Genomic DNA, 14873 nt, shown 5'->3' on the forward strand with positions numbered 1-14873 from the left:
AATGGCCACGACAGCACACTGGATCGAGGGCGCACGCCCGCGGACCTTCCCGAATGCGATCGCACCCGTCCTCGTCGGCACCGGTGCTGCAGCCTCGCTCGACGGCGCGGTGTGGTGGAAGGCGTTGTTGGCACTCGTCGTTTCGTTGGCCCTGATCATCGGGGTCAATTTCGCCAACGACTACTCCGACGGCATTCGCGGAACCGATGACGAGCGAGTAGGCCCGATGCGACTCGTCGGTTCGAGTGTCGCATCTCCTCAGGCCGTCAAAGCTGCCGCCATCGGCTGCTTCGCAGTCGGAGCGGTCGCGGGACTGGCGCTGGCGGCAACGTCGGCATGGTGGCTCGTCGCGATCGGCGTCGTGTGCATCGCGGGCGCCTGGTTCTACACCGGAGGGGCTAAACCGTACGGATACAGCGGACTCGGCGAGGTCGCGGTGTTCGTGTTCTTCGGGTTGGTCGCGGTGCTCGGAACCCAGTTCGTTCAAGCAGGCAAGGTCGATTGGGCCGGCTTCGTCGCAGCCGTGGCAGTCGGGTCGTTCTCCAGCGCAGTTCTCGTTGCCAACAATCTGCGCGACATCGACACCGACCCGGACTCCGGAAAGCACACTCTCGCCGTGCGGTTGGGCGACACCCGGACGCGGCTGTTGCACCTGGCTTTGATGGTCGTACCGTTCGCAGTCACCGTGGCCCTCGTCGCCCGCACTCCCTGGGCGCTCGTCGCGCTCATCGCACTCCCCCTGGCCGCTCGGGCGAACAAGCCAGTCCGCACCGGAGCGACAGGGTTGGCGCTCATTCCAGCACTCCGCGACTCCGGCCTCGCGATGTTGGTGTGGGGTCTCACAACCGGAGCTGCGCTGGCGTTCGCCTAACGCTTGTCGGGAACGAATGCCCCCAGCAGGAAGTTCACGATCGAGATGATCAGTGCGCCCCAGAAAGCCGCTCCGAAGCCGGTGATCAACAATCCGTAGTCGGTCGCCGTCGAGATCCACGCCGACAACATCAGCATCAGTGTATTGATGACGAGGGTGAACAGCCCGAGCGTCAGAATCAGCAGCGGCAGTGACAGCAACTGCACCACCGGCTTGATGAAGGCGTTCACGATAGTGAACACCGCTGCAATTCCCGCGAGGACGATCAAATCCCAACCGGTACCGCGACCGGAGCTAGCGAGGTCGATTCCGTCGACCCACTGCGCTGCAAGCCAGATCGCGACTGCGTTGATGACGAGCCGTACGAGAAATGTCATGTCAGACACCCTAGGTGGTGCGGGCCGCGGTAGCCATGGATGGTGGTCGCTCCGCTTACAGGGCAGCGGTCGCTCCGCTCCAGTGGCACGGTTGAGTGCACCTGGGTGCGCTCGACCGCGCCACTACGGGACCAAGGATTCGATCCGCTCACGCAGCCGATCAGGCTGGCGCACGATGTCGAGGAAGCCGTCATCAGCGCCTCGAATCAGGCCGAGCAGCAGGTGCTCACAGCGGATTTGCGAATCCTTGTGCGCAATAGCCTCCCGCAACGACAGCTCCAGCGCCTTCTTCGCGCCGGGCGCGAAGGCGATATGCCCAGATTTTCGACGTAGCCACCCCCGCTTCTCTGCGGCAGGTCGGTCGAGCGCACCTTCGCCGAAGGTGGCTTCGAGGCTCGCGCGGACAGCATCGAGGTCGATACCGATCGATTCCAACGCCTTCGAATCCCCGTCACCCAACGCGATCCCGTCGGACACTCTCGATCGCACCGATTCCGAGGTATACCCCTCTCCTTCCAACGCGCCACGGAGCCCAGGTTTCGCCGATGCGATGACACCCAGAAATACGTGAACAGGTTCGATTCGCGTTGCCTTCAGCCGCCGCGCTTCCCGCTGCGCTGCGACGACGGCCTCGCGCGCGTCACTCGTGAACTTCTCGAACATTTCTTGCTCCTAGTTTCCGTTGTGCTTCTTGTGCACGGCCTGCTTGCTCACTTCGAGCGAGTCGGCGATCGCTTGCCAGGACCACCCTTGCCGTCGCGCGTTGCGCACCTGAATTGCCTCCAGCCGCTCGAGTAGTCGGCGGAGCGCAAGAACTGCCCGTAGACCCTCCTTTGGGTCCGGGCTACCGGCCGCGGCCGCGAGTGTTGTCGCTTCGGTCATGAGTGTCAACGTACGTTGACAACACAGTTTCGTCAACCTTCGTTGACGTGCCAGTGCAAACCACCGAGGCCGCATACCCTGGAAGTCGTGAACACTGCGAACCTCTCCCGGACCGAGACCCGACGTCGATCACGGCACATCACAAACGTCGCGTATCGCATCGAGTTGGATCTGCGAGGCGCAACCGATGCCCAGCGAGACACCTTCGGCACACGAACAACCGTCACGTTCGACGCCAGCACCGAGGCGACATGGCTCGACTTCATCGGTCCCGAGGTTCTGTCCGTGACGATCGACGGCACGCCTGTCCCCGTCGACCACGACGGCTCTCGGATTCAACTCGTCGGGCTGGGTCGGCACAACACAGTCGTCGTCGATGCGCTCGGCCGGTACAGCAGGTCCGGAGAGGGGCTGCACCGCTTCGTCGATCCGGTCGACGACGAGGTGTACCTCTACACCCAGTACGAGCCCGCCGACGCCCGACGGGTGTTCGCCAACTTCGAGCAACCGGATATCAAGGCTTCGTTCACGTTTCAGGTTTCGGCACCCGAGCACTGGGAAGTGTTGTCGAATCGGACCGGCAACCGCTCCGGCGAGACGGTCACCTTCGATCCGACCCTCCCGATCTCGACATACATCACTGCAGTCGCCGCAGGCCCGTACCACCGAGCGGAATCGACCTGGTCCAGAGGCACTCTGACCGTCCCGCTGGCAGCGCTGTGCCGCGCCTCAGTCGCGGAGCACTTCGACCCCGAGGACATCTTCGAGATCACCAAGCAGGGTCTCGATTTCTACCACGACAAATTCGACTTTCCCTATCCCTTCGGCAAATACGACCAGATCTTCGTACCCGAGTACAACCTGGGAGCGATGGAGAACCCGGGTCTTGTCACCTTCACCGAGTCGTATGTATTCCGTTCGGCTGCAACGGAAGCACAGTACGAGCAACGCGCCAATACCATTCTTCACGAAATGGCCCACATGTGGTTCGGCGACCTCGTCACGATGGAGTGGTGGGACGATCTGTGGCTGAAGGAGTCGTTCGCCGACTTCATGGGAGCCTTCGCCTCTGCGCATGCGACACGATTCACCGACGCATGGGTGAGCTTCGCGAATCGACGCAAAGCGTGGGCCTACCTGCAGGACCAACTCCCGACGACGCATCCGATCGTCGCCGATATCCCTGATCTCGAAGCGGCGAAACTGAACTTCGACGGCATCACTTACGCGAAGGGCGCGAGCGTGCTCAAACAACTCGCGGCGTATGTCGGGGAGGACGCGTTCTTCGAAGCCTCGCGCAGGTACTTCGCCGAATTCGCCTACGGCAATACGACGCTCGCAGACCTACTCGTCCACGCATCGGCGGCGTCCGGTCGCAATCTCGACGACTGGGCCTCGGCATGGCTGCAGACAACCGGGGTGTCGACGCTGTCATGCACCGACTCTGCGATCGTACAGACCGACCCACGACCACACCGGCTCGCGATCGGTCTGTACGACAAGGATTCCGAAGGCAACCTGGTGCGTGTCCACCGTCGCGAGATCGACATCAGCACGGCGAGCACGCCGATCGAACTCCCCAGCGCCGCGCTGACTCTCCTCAACGACGACGACCTTACCTACGCGAAGATTCGGTTCGACGCGTCCTCGCTTGCAACTATCGAAACGTCACTCGATCGAGTCGTGGATCCTCTTGCGCGAGGGCTGATCTGGTCGGCTCTGTGGAACGCCACCCGTGACGCCGACCTGAACCCGAGTACCTACGTCGAGATCGCATCGAAGTTCGCGGGTTCCGAGACGAAGGTCGGGGTTGCCAGCGCCGTCGTTGCCAACGTCCAATACGCGATCGACCACTATCTCGACGACTCCGACGCCGCTTCGCAGACATGGATTTCCACCTGCTGGAGCCAACTCGAATCGGCCGACCCCGGTAGCGATGCGCAGATCGTATGGCTAAGAGCGGTCGCGGCCGCATCCCAGGCGTCGGACGCCCGCGCTCGCGAGATCGAAAGACTCGTCGACGGCACCCTGCCCATCGAGGGCCTCGAACTCGACCCGGAGCAGCGGTGGATGCTACTCCGCTCATTGAGCGCCCTCGGCCACACCTCCAGAGCCGCACTGGACGCCGAATTACAGAACGACAAGACAGCTTCCGGGCTGAATTCACACCGGGCCGCAGTCGCGGCACAGCCGACCGCCGAAGCCAAGGCCCGAGCGTGGTCCGATCTGATGGAGTCGACCGAACTGTCCAACGACGCGGTCGACGCCACCGTGACCGGGCTGCGAGCAGGTGGACGGCGCGACCTGCTCGCCATATACGACGACCGTTACTTCGACGCCATCGCAGATCTGTGGTCCACGCGCAGCATCGAGATTGCGCGCCGACTCGTCGTCGGCCTCTTTCCCCAGCAGGAATCGACGGACGCAGCCGACGCCTGGCTGTCCGCGCACGAGTGGGCTCCTGCCGCGTTGCGCAGGTTGGTCATCGAGCAACGAGATCATCTCGCCCGCGCGCTGAGGGTGCGACGGGCGTTCGGGCTGTAGAGCCGACCGGGTTACGAGTGATGCCCGTTCATACTGGTGATAAGAACTCGTGCCCCGAGGACCTGCCGCCGTCGTGTCAACCAGGCTCAGCTAGCGCTCTTCTGACGTTCCACGCTCGCGTCACATCCACAGGGTTTGGAATTCGTGTGCGAGCGCGTAACGACCTGATCAGGACCGCGTGACATAGTCCGAAAGTCGGTCGAGGGTTTCTGCGAGCTTCTTCTTGAATGTTCCTTGCAACGCTTTGCCGATCGGGCCGACCAGCAGTGGACTGGAGACGTCGAGGTCGATAGTGACGGCCGTATTGTCCCCTGACGCTTGACATCCGACGCGCATGTGGATTTTCGAGCCGGTCGACCCTGTGCCGTCGAAGACGATTTCGTGCGGCGGACTGAACGCCTTGACCTGGAAGGTGATGGTGTCGACGAGGGCTGCAACCTTGATTTTTTCGACCATGACCGCCCCGACCCCGATGGTCTGCGGCGGCAGTTCCTCCCAGCCGACGTGCAACGCATGCCAGGACTCGAATGTGGTCACGTCCGAGACGGTGCCCCACACTTCCTCGGCAGTTGCAGCAATGTCTCGGCTCATGGTGGTCGTCGTGCTCATCAGAGTCCCTTCGATGGTGGATGTCACTGACGATTACCCATCATAGTTGACTTGATGTCAACATTGACATCAAGTCAACGAACTCCTACGGTCGAGTGACTCAGATCTCTCGCCGCCTCACTCGATTGGGGCCGAAACCGAAGGGGAACCATGACTGCCACGACCGACTCACCCGTGCTCGAGAACCAGCCCATCGAGACCGGAGCAGCCGTGTTGGCCAACGTGCGCGCCTTGGTGCCCGAGTTGAAGAAGGGTGAGGCCGAGAACGAGAAAGCCCGACGACTCTCCGACGACACCGTCGACGCCCTTCGCCGAGCGGGCGCATTTCGCATTGCGGCACCGGCACGGTTCGGTGGACTCGAAACCGGCCTACGCACGATGCTCGACGTCTCCGCCACTGTCGCCGAAGGTGACGGCGGAGCATCCTGGGTCACCACGTTGTCCAACATCAACCATTGGGCGCTGGGGATGTTCTCCGAGCAGGCGCAGACCGAGGTCTACGCCGAGGGGCCCGATGTCATCATCTCCGGAGTGGTATCGCCCACGGCCGTCGCGAAACCGGTCGAGGGTGGGTACCTGGTCAGTGGTCAGTGGCCGTACGCGTCGGCAAGCCTGCACTCGACGTGGTGCACGGGCGGCGTGGTGATCGAGGACGAAGACGGATCGGTAGCAGATCAGGGAATGGCCCTGATCCCTCGCAGCGACTACCGCGTCGACGACACCTGGTACGTGGCGGGAATGCGCGCATCCGGCAGCAACACGGTCGTGGCCGAGGATGTGTTCGTGCCCGAGCATCGCATGCTGTCGATGATGGGAGCGTTCAGCGGATCGTATGTTGCCGAACGCACCGACTCGGCATTCGCGCGGTCGGCGTTCGGGCCGATGCTGGTGATGGTTCTGGTAGGTCCGCAGCTCGGAATGGGCCGGGCAGCATTGGAATTGGTACGAACCAAAGCGGCAGAGAAGTCCCTCGCCTACACAGTGTTCGATCGCCAAGCCGATTCGGTTGCCTTCCAGATGCTGGTCGCCGAAGCCGCGCTGAAAATCGACACCGCCCACCTGCACGCCTACCGCGCCGCCGACGACGTGATGCGCTGGGCCGAGGCCGCCGAATATCCGGATCTGCTCGCGCGCGCACGGGTGCGCGGAGACGCCGCAACAGCGCTACGAAGCATCAATGAGGCATTGAACACTCTTTTGGACGCTACCGGTGCGGGCGCATTCGCAGATGTCAATGCGTTGCAACGGATCTGGCGGGATTCGAACGTCGGTGCCCGGCACGCGGTGATGCTGCCGCGGGTGTCGATCGAAACGTATGGCAAGGCGCTACTGGGAGTGGAACTTCACGACCACATCACCCCGATCATCTGATGACCACGGCGAAGGACGATCCGGGTTCGTGCAGGTGGCGCTACCCGCTGCCCGATGTGTGGAGTTGAACCTGCCTCCGATGGATCCGTTCGAGACAGGCGAAAACTGCAGCTCGTTCACTCGGCCGGACTACCAGCGGGTGTTGTGTTTGCGGAGCTGATCGGGGTGGCCGACCCCAACACCATGATGAGCCGACGTGAGTGCATCGATTTCGCTCATCAGCACGGCCTACCGCTGGTCACCTGAAGCAACGGATGCTCTCTGGCGTAGTAGCTGTCCACATTCGCCTACCTCGAGGAGAAGACCTCACCGCATGAATCCTGATCTGTTTCGCGACGCGATGGCGCGGGTGACCGGCCCGGTGGCGATCGTGACCACACTCGAGGACGGTCTAGCCCACGACACTCGGAATCCACACCCCGCACACGTGATCGACGTACGGTTAGCACGACGACCACCGCAGCGATGACCTGAACTCGACGCAGCCTGCGACGACATCGCCTGCGAGCCATGAAATGAGATCTATTGTGCCGGAAACGACTTCGAGAAAGCAGGCCCGCGCCGCGCAAGCGGCGGAAACCAGACAGCGACTGATCGACACCGCTGTCGACCTGTTCGCCGACAACCCCTACGACAAAGTCGGCGTCACAGACATCGTCGAGGCCGCCGACGTGGCACACGGCCTACTGTTCCACTACTTCGGAAACAAGCGAGGCATCTACCTCGAAGCCATGCGGGCCACCGCCGACGGGCTCTCCCAATCGTTCGCGAACCTCCCCGACGGCGCACCCGACGTCCAGATCCGCGCAGCACTTGCGGCCCATCTGACCCACCTCCGCACCCACCGCGGGTTGGCGCTACGGATGATCCTGGGCGGGCGCGGTGCCGATCCGGAAGCCTGGCAAGTGTTCGAGGACGCACGCACCGGCGCCCTCATCGCCGGTGCGACGCTGCTCGGACTGGACCCTCACAATGCTGCGGTCGCTCTTGCCGGTCGGGCTGCAGTCGCGGCCATCGACGAGACCACCGCCCGATGGCTCGACGACACCGCCTTCTCGGTCGACGCGATGGTCGAAATGCTCATTCATGTCATCGCCGCCTGTCTCGAAACGGCACCGCTGCTCGACCCGACCGTGTCGGTAACTGCTGCAGTGGCCACGATTCTCGGTGGTGACATCGAACGTGCTGTCTCGCGTGGTTTCTCGGAATAGGGTGCGTGGGGTGGACAACATCGCGCGGGCGCTGCGCGCCGTAGGAATCAACGCCGTGCGGTTCTACAACCGGCATGAAGTGTCTGTCTCAGAACCTATCCCCGATGAGCCCGTTCTGTTCGTCGCCAACCACGGCTTCGGCGGAATCATCGATCTGAACGTCGTCGCGTTCGCTGCTGCATACGACAAGATCGGCCTGGATAGAGAAGTGATCACACTGACTCACCAGATCGCCTGGACCCTGCACGCAGACAAACTCGTCGAACCATTCGGAGCCAGACCTGCAGACACACAATCCGCGCTGGACGCATTCGAGGAAGGGCACAACGTCCTGGTGTTCCCCGGCGGCGACCTCGACGCACTCAAATCATGGAAACAGCGCAACGAGATCCTCTTCTGCGGCCGCACCGGATACGCACGCCTGGCACTCGAGGCCGGTGTACCGATAGTCCCCGTCGTCACTGCCGGCGCGGGCGAATCACTGCTGGTCCTCAGTAGCGGCAACCGCCTCGCCGCAGCACTCCGACTCGACAAAGCGCTGCGCCTCAAAGCCCTTCCCCTGTCCGTGTCGCTGCCCTGGGGAATCAACCTCGGCCTGGTCGGATTACTCCCGTACCTCCCGCTGCCCACCAAGCTCGACACATCGGTACTCCCACCTATGCGCCCCCGACCGGACGAATCGGCGCAGAATTTCGCTGAGCGGGTGCACAAGGCAATGCAACTCGAACTCGACTCCCTGACCAAGAACCGTCGGCCCGTGATCGGTTGAGCCGAGACCGGCTCGACGTTGCAGAGACGGTGTCGATTACAGCGGTGTCCATTGCGAAAAGACCCATGCAGGCACGTAGTCAGCGCAACCGGAACAAGAACCGACTTGTTGCCTATGGTTCTCACAGGGGTACGCCAGGAAGCTACGCAGCAACTGCTCGACATTCGCGGCCCTCATACACGGACCCTGTCCTCAACATCGCCTACAGCACGTTGAAGCGGCGTCGAGCGAGGCAGATCAGAGCCGACCGATGGTCTTTACCCTCTGCGCGTTTCCGGTCATAGTACTCACGAGACGCTGGTTCGCGAAGCGAGGCGAACGCCGAAAGATACAGTGCACGTTCGAGTCTGGCGTTTCCTCCGCGCTGTCGATGCTCACCTCACATCGAGGTTCCCGAGCGGTGGGTGCGGGGTGCTACGCCCGGCATCGAGGTCAGGATCGGCCCGGCCTGGCGTTTGGTCAGTTCGGACTCGAATTGCTCCTCGGGTTCGGCGTAGGCACGACATACCTCGCTCAGCTGCCGCACAAGGGTTTTCAGTACGAAGTTCGACTTCTCCGCCCCCCGGCACGATCACGGTCTGCTCGGCCAGGGCAGCGATGATCGATTCCGCAATCTGGTCCCCGATACTCGGTGCCGACCGCTTCGCGACGCGTCGCAGTGCCGCTGGAGTTGCTGCTGCGAAGCCGACCGGCCCGCCGAATTCCGCCAGCAGTGTCAGGGCGACGGGTCGGTACAGGTGTTTGCCGATGGCCCGTTCGAGGGCGGGATGCACCGAGAGAAGCACTGACCGGATACGGCTCGAGACGCGGTTCTTCTCGGTCGCCAGGTCCGCATCGAACCCGACTAGCATCCGCAGACGTTCGACGATGTCGTCGTCCTGGGTGACCGGCAACAATGTGTCGGGCAGCGCGCGGGCGGCGTCGGCAATGATGAACGCATCGCGCGCATCGGTTTCGCCTGCCCTGGATACAGCGCGGCAATCCACCGCATCTGCAGGCCCAGCAGGTACGCGACATCGATGCCCTTGTCGCGGGCCACCGCCATCGACAGTGCCCCGATGTTGTGGAGCTGATCGACCACCACCAGCACCGACCCCTGTGCCGCAAGCGCGGAGAACAATGCGCGGAGCATCGTTTCGTCCTGCGGCAGGTCGCGGCCGAGGATCCGACGCCCTCTGCTCCGGCGGCAACACTCGAGTAGACGTGCGTTCCGTCCGGGCCGCAGCGATCCCGGCCGCGCGCCAACTCCGGACATATTCAATGCGGAATTTTCGCTGCCCAGTTCGTGTCGGTGGGGTCCGATATCCTCGAACGTATGTTCGAGACAGGGAATACGGCGGGTATCTCCACCAGCCACAACACCGCGATAAATCCGTCGGTGGATGCGGCGGCCAGTGATGCCTGTGTAGCCGGATTGTCGGTGTTCGCTGCCCGCTGCCGATCGAGGGAGAACCGTTCCCGCGCACAGATGGTGGAAACAGTGTGCGAGATCGCCGAAATCCGATTCGCCGACGCCGACACCAGCGACGGCGATCCGTTGACGGTGATGCGGTCGGTGGTCTGCGAAGTAGCGGCAGCACTCGGGGTCTCCCAACGCGTCGCGCGTCCACTCGTCGATGTCGGATTGACCCTGAACAGGCTGCCACTGACAGCGCTACGGATGGTCTGCGGAGTCCTCGACTGGGCACGAGTGACCGCGATCGCATCGGTACTCGGCAAAGCCTGCAATGACACCATCGACGCCCTCGAATTCGAGGCCCTCGCGCTCGCCGAGACGGTCGGTCGGTCCGCGGATCCTGCGGCTGATGCTGTGGCAGATGTGGATGGACTACGACCCACAAGAAGCCTCCAGGGTGCGCTCGGCATCGGTGAGAGGGCAACGCAGACTGTCGATGACCCAGGAAGGAGACGGATCTTCACAGCTCAAGGTCACCATGACCGACGTCGAAGGCGCCGAAGCGGAAGCGTTGATCGAAGAACTGATCGGATCGGTCTGCGCTCAGGACCCGCGGTCGGCACGGGAATTACGCGTCGATGCACTGCTGGCGTTGCTGCACGGCGAGCACGCTCTGCAGTGCCGCTGCGATCGCGGTGACCAGTGTCCGCAGTACGGGGTCGCTGATCTCCCCGACGGCCGCCGCGGACATCTGATCCAGATCCTGATCGAAGTCGAAACGTTGCTCGGGTTGAGCCAGACTCCCGCAGTCCTCGCCGACGGAACACCACTGGATCCGGAGTTGGCGCGGATGCTCGCCGAAGACGGAAAATGGCAAGCCCTACTGGTCGAGCTGACCCAATCCGAGGCCTTCCACAACGCCCGCCGAACACAGTCGCCCGGGGATGCGAATACAACACCGGGCACCGACACCGACAGCGACGAGCCAGACGACAACGATGAACCGGACAACGGTGAACCGGACGACGAAGATCCGGACGACGACAGTGGCGGCCCGCGGGGTGGCGGTGGTCCAGACGATGACGGTGGCGGCCCGGACGACGATGGCCCGCAGGGTGGCGGTGGCCCGGACGGTGACGGCGCCCCGGACGACGGTGATCCTGACGACGGTGGCCCCCACACGGGGAGCGGGTCGGGCACCGGTCCGGCCCGAAAGACGAACTCCGCGAACAACACCACCACAGCACCGCCACCCGAGAAACCCGAACCCGATACGGCGAGCGGGCCCGACCCGGAAGCTGCAGCCGGGCCGACCAGCCGCGGCGCCCGAGTATGGCGACTACTCTTCCGCGGCCGCATCAGACCCGCCGCCACCGTCCCGGCGTACCGACCCACCACCACCAAACAACACCACCGCGGCCACCGCACCGGCAGAGCCGCCGGCACCGCCAGGACCCCCGGAGAGCACTACGCACGCGCACACTTGATCACCGCACTCCTGACCGCGATCACCGACAACCCGGAACTCGCCGCCGGACTACACCCCGACGGACACGGCGCACACACAACACCACCCCCAGGAGCACTGACCTACCGACCCAGCTCCGAACTCGCCGCCCGCATCCGCATGACCTACAGCACCTGCACCCACCCCGGCTGCGACATCCCCTCCACCCGCTGCCAACTCGACCACATCGTCCCCTACAACCACACCAACCCCCGACACGGCGGCTGGAGCATCGAAGAAAACCTCCACCCCGTCTGCACCGGACACCACCAACTCAAAACCGCCAAAACCTTCACCACCGCCATGCTCACCGGCGGCGCGATCCTCTGGACCAGCCCCGCCGGCCTCCGCACGATCACCCTCCCCAACCTCGGCTGCCCCACACCACCCCGCACCCGAAAACGAGCCCGAAAAAACACCATCCCCGACCCCGACACCACCACCGACCTCACCACCGACACCTGGTGGGAAACCAACATGCCCCCACACACCACCCCACCCACCCGCACCGACCTCAACACCGCCCACACCGACACCGCCCGCACCCGAATCCGCATCATCCGCCGACAGTTCCGACAACACAAACACATCCAAAAACTCCGCGAACAACTCCGCGAACGAAACGAACCCCCACCCTTCTAGCCGAGCACAGCGAAGACCAGCACACCCCCACCCGAGGAGAGGAAACTAGGCTGTAGAGCATGGCTTCGAACAAGATCAACAGCACCGCACTTGCAACCTCGACCCTCGCGGCGGGAGGGCTGCTGGGCGGGTTCGCCGTTGCGCAGAGGACCAAGAATCGCCAACTGGGTGGCGCGGTGCTTGCTGCGGTCGGTATCGCATGCACGGCGTCGTGGAACGCATCCTCCGGCCCGAAGGTCGCGGGCGCACTACTCGGCACCTACCTCGTCGGCTTCGGCGCATCGCACCCCTTGTCGAAGAAGATCGGGGCCTGGCCTGCGGTCAGTGTCGCTGCCGGCGCCACAGCAGCAGCGTCACTCGTACTCAGCCGCTCCTGACGAACCCAGGCCACAAACCCGGGCCCAGGACCGGCACACCACTCAGACCGCGAACTCCCCTGACCGGGTGAACTCCCGCAGCTTCTCTGCGGGCCCGACGAGATCCATGCCCTGATCAGCAACCCACTCGTCGTTGAAGTACGTCCCCGCGTAGCGCTCGCCTCCGTCGCACAACAGCGTCACAACGCTGCCGCTCTGCCCCGCAGCTATCATCTCGGCTATCAGACCGAACGCGCCCCAGATGTTGGTACCGGTCGACCCACCGACACGTCGACCGAGAACATCGGAAGCGTGCCGGGCGGCAGCGACCGATGCGGCGTCAGGCACAGCAATCATGCGATCGATCACCTGTCCGACGAACGACGGCTCGACGATGGGCCTCCCGATTCCCTCGATGCGAGAGGGCTTTCCAGTCGAGAAGTCAGCGCGGCCGGTCTCGTAACCACCGATGAACGCCGAGTTCTCCGGATCGACCACTGCCAATCTCGTTGCGTGACGGCGGTATCGGATGTAGCGACCGATCGTTGCGCTGGTACCCCCGGTGCCTGCGCCGACGACGACCCAGGTTGGAATCGGCGACTCTTCCTTCGTGAGCTGATGGAAGATCGACTCCGCGATGTTGTTGTTGCCGCGCCAGTCCGTCGCCCGCTCCGCATGGGTGAACTGGTCCATGTAGTGGCAGTCGGGTTCGGCCGCGAGTCGATGGGCCTCGGTATACATCGCGGCCGGATCGTCGACGAAATGGCAGCTGCCGCCATGAGATTCGATCAGCTCGATCTTGGTCGGACTGGTACTGCGCGGCATGACGGCGACGAAGCGGAGGCCGAGCAGTCCGGCGAAGTAGGCCTCACTGACGGCGGTCGAACCGGAGGAAGCCTCGATGACGGTGGTGTTCTCGGTGACCCAGCCATTGCAGATTGCGTAGAGGAACAGCGATCTGGCAAGCCGATGTTTGAGACTGCCGGTGATGTGGGTCGATTCGTCCTTGAGATAGAGCTGGACGTTCCATGCCGATGGCAGCGGATAACGCAGGAGATGCGTGTCGGCCGACCGCTGAGCGTCGGCGTCGATGAGCCGGACCGCATTGTCGACCCATACGCGAGAGGCGGAATGATCGACGATCGAGGTCACTACCGGCCGTCCTCGCCGCGCAGCTTCGCCTGCAGGTCTGCCCGCGCCTGACGACGCCCCTCGTCGACACCTGCGATCGACTCGTTGACGCGGATCCGCAGCGATTTGAACAACACGAGCGACAGCGGCAACGAGATCAGTACCGCGAAGACGGCCGCGACCAGAACCGGAATCTCGACTCCGACCAGCAGGCCAACTCCGACGATGACGGCAGCGATGACGACCACGAGCAACAGTCGGGCGCCGCTGTAGAGGGCAACGTCCCGGAACAGCTGCCCCTTGGTCGCGGTGGGCACGGGCGGCGTGTTGCGTTCTTTCACGAACCCCAGGTTACCGCGCGGGAAGGGCCCGCTGTAGCGGCCTCGGCAACCCAGGTCGTCAAGCAAAATTCGCCCGTTTCGGGCGGCCTGACTTATCCGTTTTGTCCATTACCTCCCCTTTACCAACTTTAGATCAGTCGAGTACCTAGGGGTTCGAGTGCCACCATGGTGCTCGAACACGAATTTGCTCCATCCACTGTCCGGCGCAACGGCACCAGATTCCTCGACCTGACCAGGGTCGCGGATGCACAGGGAAGGGCCGCCGCCCGCCCGGACACAGCATGCAGGAGGACACGACCAAGATGAGCGCACCAACACTGCACAAGGCTCAGGATTCACTGCTCACACCCGGGCAGGTAGCGGCGCTCTTTCATGTCGATCCGAAGACGGTGACCCGATGGGCGCACGCCGGCCGTCTCGGCTCGCTGCGCACACCAGGTGGCCATCGCAGGTTTCGCGAAGCTGAGGTCATGCAGCTTCTCTCGTCGTTGACGACCGAGGCCGCACACCGCTAGCAAGTAACTCTCGACCTGCAGGAAAACCACAAAACCGCATACCGAATTCTCAGGAACTTGCAAACCGCATTGGGGTGCACTCCGCACCCTGACGCGACTACCCTGGGGTGAGGAGGTGCGTCGTGATCTATCTTTTGGCGTTGATCGGTTTGGTGGTAGTGATCGTGCTGTTCTGGAAGGCTTTCGGTCCGACCGTGCAGGCACCGGCCGGACCGATCAAGGGCCCGGACGACGATCCTGAATTCCTGTGGCGGATGAATCGAGACGCCCGTCGCTCGGGAACCGAGGGACGGGAAACCGGCAAGCAGGATTCAGCCGAGTAAAGGTGTCGAGAAAGAGAGAACAGCCCGT

General features: G+C 63.4%; 16 protein-coding genes and 1 pseudogene. 9 read left to right on the forward strand and 8 right to left on the reverse strand.

What is annotated here, in order from left to right; translation table 11 throughout:
• Position 1 precedes the first annotated feature (1 nt).
• A complete protein-coding gene (locus WDS16_RS17060; RefSeq protein ID WP_338886398.1) occupies positions 2-871 on the forward strand; it encodes a 1,4-dihydroxy-2-naphthoate polyprenyltransferase in 870 nt (289 codons plus the stop codon).
• Here WDS16_RS17060 and WDS16_RS17065 read toward each other — a convergent pair.
• The 3 genes from WDS16_RS17065 to WDS16_RS17075 all read right to left on the reverse strand — a co-directional run bounded on the left by WDS16_RS17065 (position 868) and on the right by WDS16_RS17075 (position 2130).
• Entirely contained in the window at positions 868-1248 is a 381-nt protein-coding gene (locus WDS16_RS17065; RefSeq protein ID WP_338886399.1) for a phage holin family protein, read from the reverse strand. The two genes, WDS16_RS17060 and WDS16_RS17065, sit on opposite strands and share 4 nt — an antisense overlap.
• 123 nt (positions 1249-1371) lie before the next feature.
• Positions 1372-1911, reverse strand: a complete 540-nt coding sequence (locus WDS16_RS17070; protein ID WP_338886400.1) for a Clp protease N-terminal domain-containing protein — start codon at positions 1909-1911, stop codon at positions 1372-1374.
• Between the two features lie 9 nt (positions 1912-1920).
• A complete protein-coding gene (locus tag WDS16_RS17075; RefSeq protein WP_068376555.1) occupies positions 1921-2130 on the reverse strand; it encodes a hypothetical protein in 210 nt (69 codons plus the stop codon).
• Between the two features lie 87 nt (positions 2131-2217).
• On the opposite strand from WDS16_RS17075, the gene pepN reads away from it, so the two are divergent.
• Positions 2218-4674, forward strand: a complete 2457-nt coding sequence (gene pepN, locus WDS16_RS17080) for an aminopeptidase N (RefSeq protein WP_338886401.1) — start codon at positions 2218-2220, stop codon at positions 4672-4674.
• Positions 4675-4842: 168 nt separating this feature from the next.
• On the opposite strand, the gene WDS16_RS17085 is transcribed toward pepN, so the two are convergent.
• Positions 4843-5283 carry a type II toxin-antitoxin system Rv0910 family toxin gene (locus WDS16_RS17085; protein WP_338886402.1) on the reverse strand — a complete coding sequence of 147 codons (441 nt, stop codon included), beginning with the start codon at positions 5281-5283 and terminating at the stop codon, positions 4843-4845.
• A 150-nt stretch (positions 5284-5433) separates the two neighbouring features.
• Between WDS16_RS17085 and WDS16_RS17090 the strand changes: the two genes are divergently transcribed.
• The 3 genes from WDS16_RS17090 (at position 5434) to WDS16_RS17100 (ending at position 8634) form a co-directional block, all read left to right on the forward strand.
• A complete protein-coding gene (locus WDS16_RS17090; RefSeq protein WP_338886403.1) occupies positions 5434-6654 on the forward strand; it encodes an oxidoreductase in 1221 nt (406 codons plus the stop codon).
• 527 nt (positions 6655-7181) lie between these two features.
• Positions 7182-7865: a TetR/AcrR family transcriptional regulator gene (locus tag WDS16_RS17095; protein WP_338886404.1), complete on the forward strand. Its 684-nt coding sequence runs from the start codon at positions 7182-7184 to the stop codon at positions 7863-7865.
• Between the two features lie 10 nt (positions 7866-7875).
• Positions 7876-8634, forward strand: coding sequence for a lysophospholipid acyltransferase family protein (locus tag WDS16_RS17100; protein ID WP_338886405.1), 759 nt, complete (start codon positions 7876-7878; stop codon positions 8632-8634).
• 374 nt (positions 8635-9008) lie between these two features.
• Here WDS16_RS17100 and WDS16_RS28240 read toward each other — a convergent pair.
• A pseudogene (locus tag WDS16_RS28240) lies at positions 9009-9889 on the reverse strand (IS110 family transposase).
• Between the two features lie 2 nt (positions 9890-9891).
• The gene (locus tag WDS16_RS17125) at positions 9892-10371 is read right to left on the reverse strand and encodes a hypothetical protein (RefSeq protein WP_338886406.1); all 480 of its coding nucleotides are present in this window, start codon (positions 10369-10371) and stop codon (positions 9892-9894) included.
• A gap of 68 nt (positions 10372-10439) precedes the next feature.
• Here WDS16_RS17125 and WDS16_RS17130 point away from each other — a divergent pair, with 68 nt between their 5' ends.
• A complete protein-coding gene (locus tag WDS16_RS17130) occupies positions 10440-12179 on the forward strand; it encodes an HNH endonuclease signature motif containing protein (RefSeq protein WP_338886407.1) in 1740 nt (579 codons plus the stop codon).
• Positions 12180-12238: 59 nt separating this feature from the next.
• Positions 12239-12556: a hypothetical protein gene (locus tag WDS16_RS17135; RefSeq protein WP_338886408.1), complete on the forward strand. Its 318-nt coding sequence runs from the start codon at positions 12239-12241 to the stop codon at positions 12554-12556.
• 42 nt (positions 12557-12598) lie between these two features.
• Here the strand turns inward: WDS16_RS17135 and WDS16_RS17140 are convergent, their stop codons facing one another.
• Both WDS16_RS17140 and WDS16_RS17145 read right to left on the reverse strand, forming a co-directional pair.
• Positions 12599-13687 (reverse strand): PLP-dependent cysteine synthase family protein, encoded by a 1089-nt coding sequence (locus WDS16_RS17140; RefSeq protein ID WP_338886409.1) that lies wholly within the window; start codon positions 13685-13687, stop codon positions 12599-12601.
• Positions 13687-14007, reverse strand: a complete 321-nt coding sequence (locus WDS16_RS17145; protein WP_338886410.1) for a DUF4229 domain-containing protein — start codon at positions 14005-14007, stop codon at positions 13687-13689. The genes WDS16_RS17140 and WDS16_RS17145 overlap by 1 nt, the downstream gene beginning before the upstream one ends.
• Positions 14008-14309: 302 nt before the next feature.
• Between WDS16_RS17145 and WDS16_RS17150 the strand changes: the two genes are divergently transcribed.
• Complete coding sequence (locus tag WDS16_RS17150; RefSeq protein WP_068380265.1) at positions 14310-14522, forward strand: BldC family transcriptional regulator; 213 nt, start codon at positions 14310-14312, stop codon at positions 14520-14522.
• A 122-nt stretch (positions 14523-14644) separates the two neighbouring features.
• Entirely contained in the window at positions 14645-14845 is a 201-nt protein-coding gene (locus tag WDS16_RS17155) for a hypothetical protein (RefSeq protein ID WP_338886411.1), read from the forward strand.
• Positions 14846-14873 lie beyond the last annotated feature (28 nt).

The organism is Rhodococcus sovatensis, from assembly GCF_037327425.1.
GTDB lineage: Bacteria > Actinomycetota > Actinomycetes > Mycobacteriales > Mycobacteriaceae > Rhodococcoides > Rhodococcoides sovatense.

What these genes read in the sequence shown, in the direction of transcription:
- WDS16_RS17060 (WP_338886398.1), top strand. Translation starts at nt 2, where the DNA reads ATGGCCACGACAGCACACTGGATCGAGGGCGCACGCCCGCGGACCTTC.
- WDS16_RS17065 (WP_338886399.1), bottom strand. Translation starts at nt 1,248, where the DNA reads ATGACATTTCTCGTACGGCTCGTCATCAACGCAGTCGCGATCTGGCTT.
- WDS16_RS17070 (WP_338886400.1), bottom strand. Translation starts at nt 1,911, where the DNA reads ATGTTCGAGAAGTTCACGAGTGACGCGCGCGAGGCCGTCGTCGCAGCG.
- WDS16_RS17075 (WP_068376555.1), bottom strand. Translation starts at nt 2,130, where the DNA reads ATGACCGAAGCGACAACACTCGCGGCCGCGGCCGGTAGCCCGGACCCA.
- WDS16_RS17085 (WP_338886402.1), bottom strand. Translation starts at nt 5,283, where the DNA reads ATGAGCACGACGACCACCATGAGCCGAGACATTGCTGCAACTGCCGAG.
- WDS16_RS17090 (WP_338886403.1), top strand. Translation starts at nt 5,434, where the DNA reads ATGACTGCCACGACCGACTCACCCGTGCTCGAGAACCAGCCCATCGAG.
- WDS16_RS17125 (WP_338886406.1), bottom strand. Translation starts at nt 10,371, where the DNA reads ATGGTGTCATTGCAGGCTTTGCCGAGTACCGATGCGATCGCGGTCACT.
- WDS16_RS17130 (WP_338886407.1), top strand. Translation starts at nt 10,440, where the DNA reads ATGCTGTGGCAGATGTGGATGGACTACGACCCACAAGAAGCCTCCAGG.
- WDS16_RS17135 (WP_338886408.1), top strand. Translation starts at nt 12,239, where the DNA reads ATGGCTTCGAACAAGATCAACAGCACCGCACTTGCAACCTCGACCCTC.
- WDS16_RS17150 (WP_068380265.1), top strand. Translation starts at nt 14,310, where the DNA reads ATGAGCGCACCAACACTGCACAAGGCTCAGGATTCACTGCTCACACCC.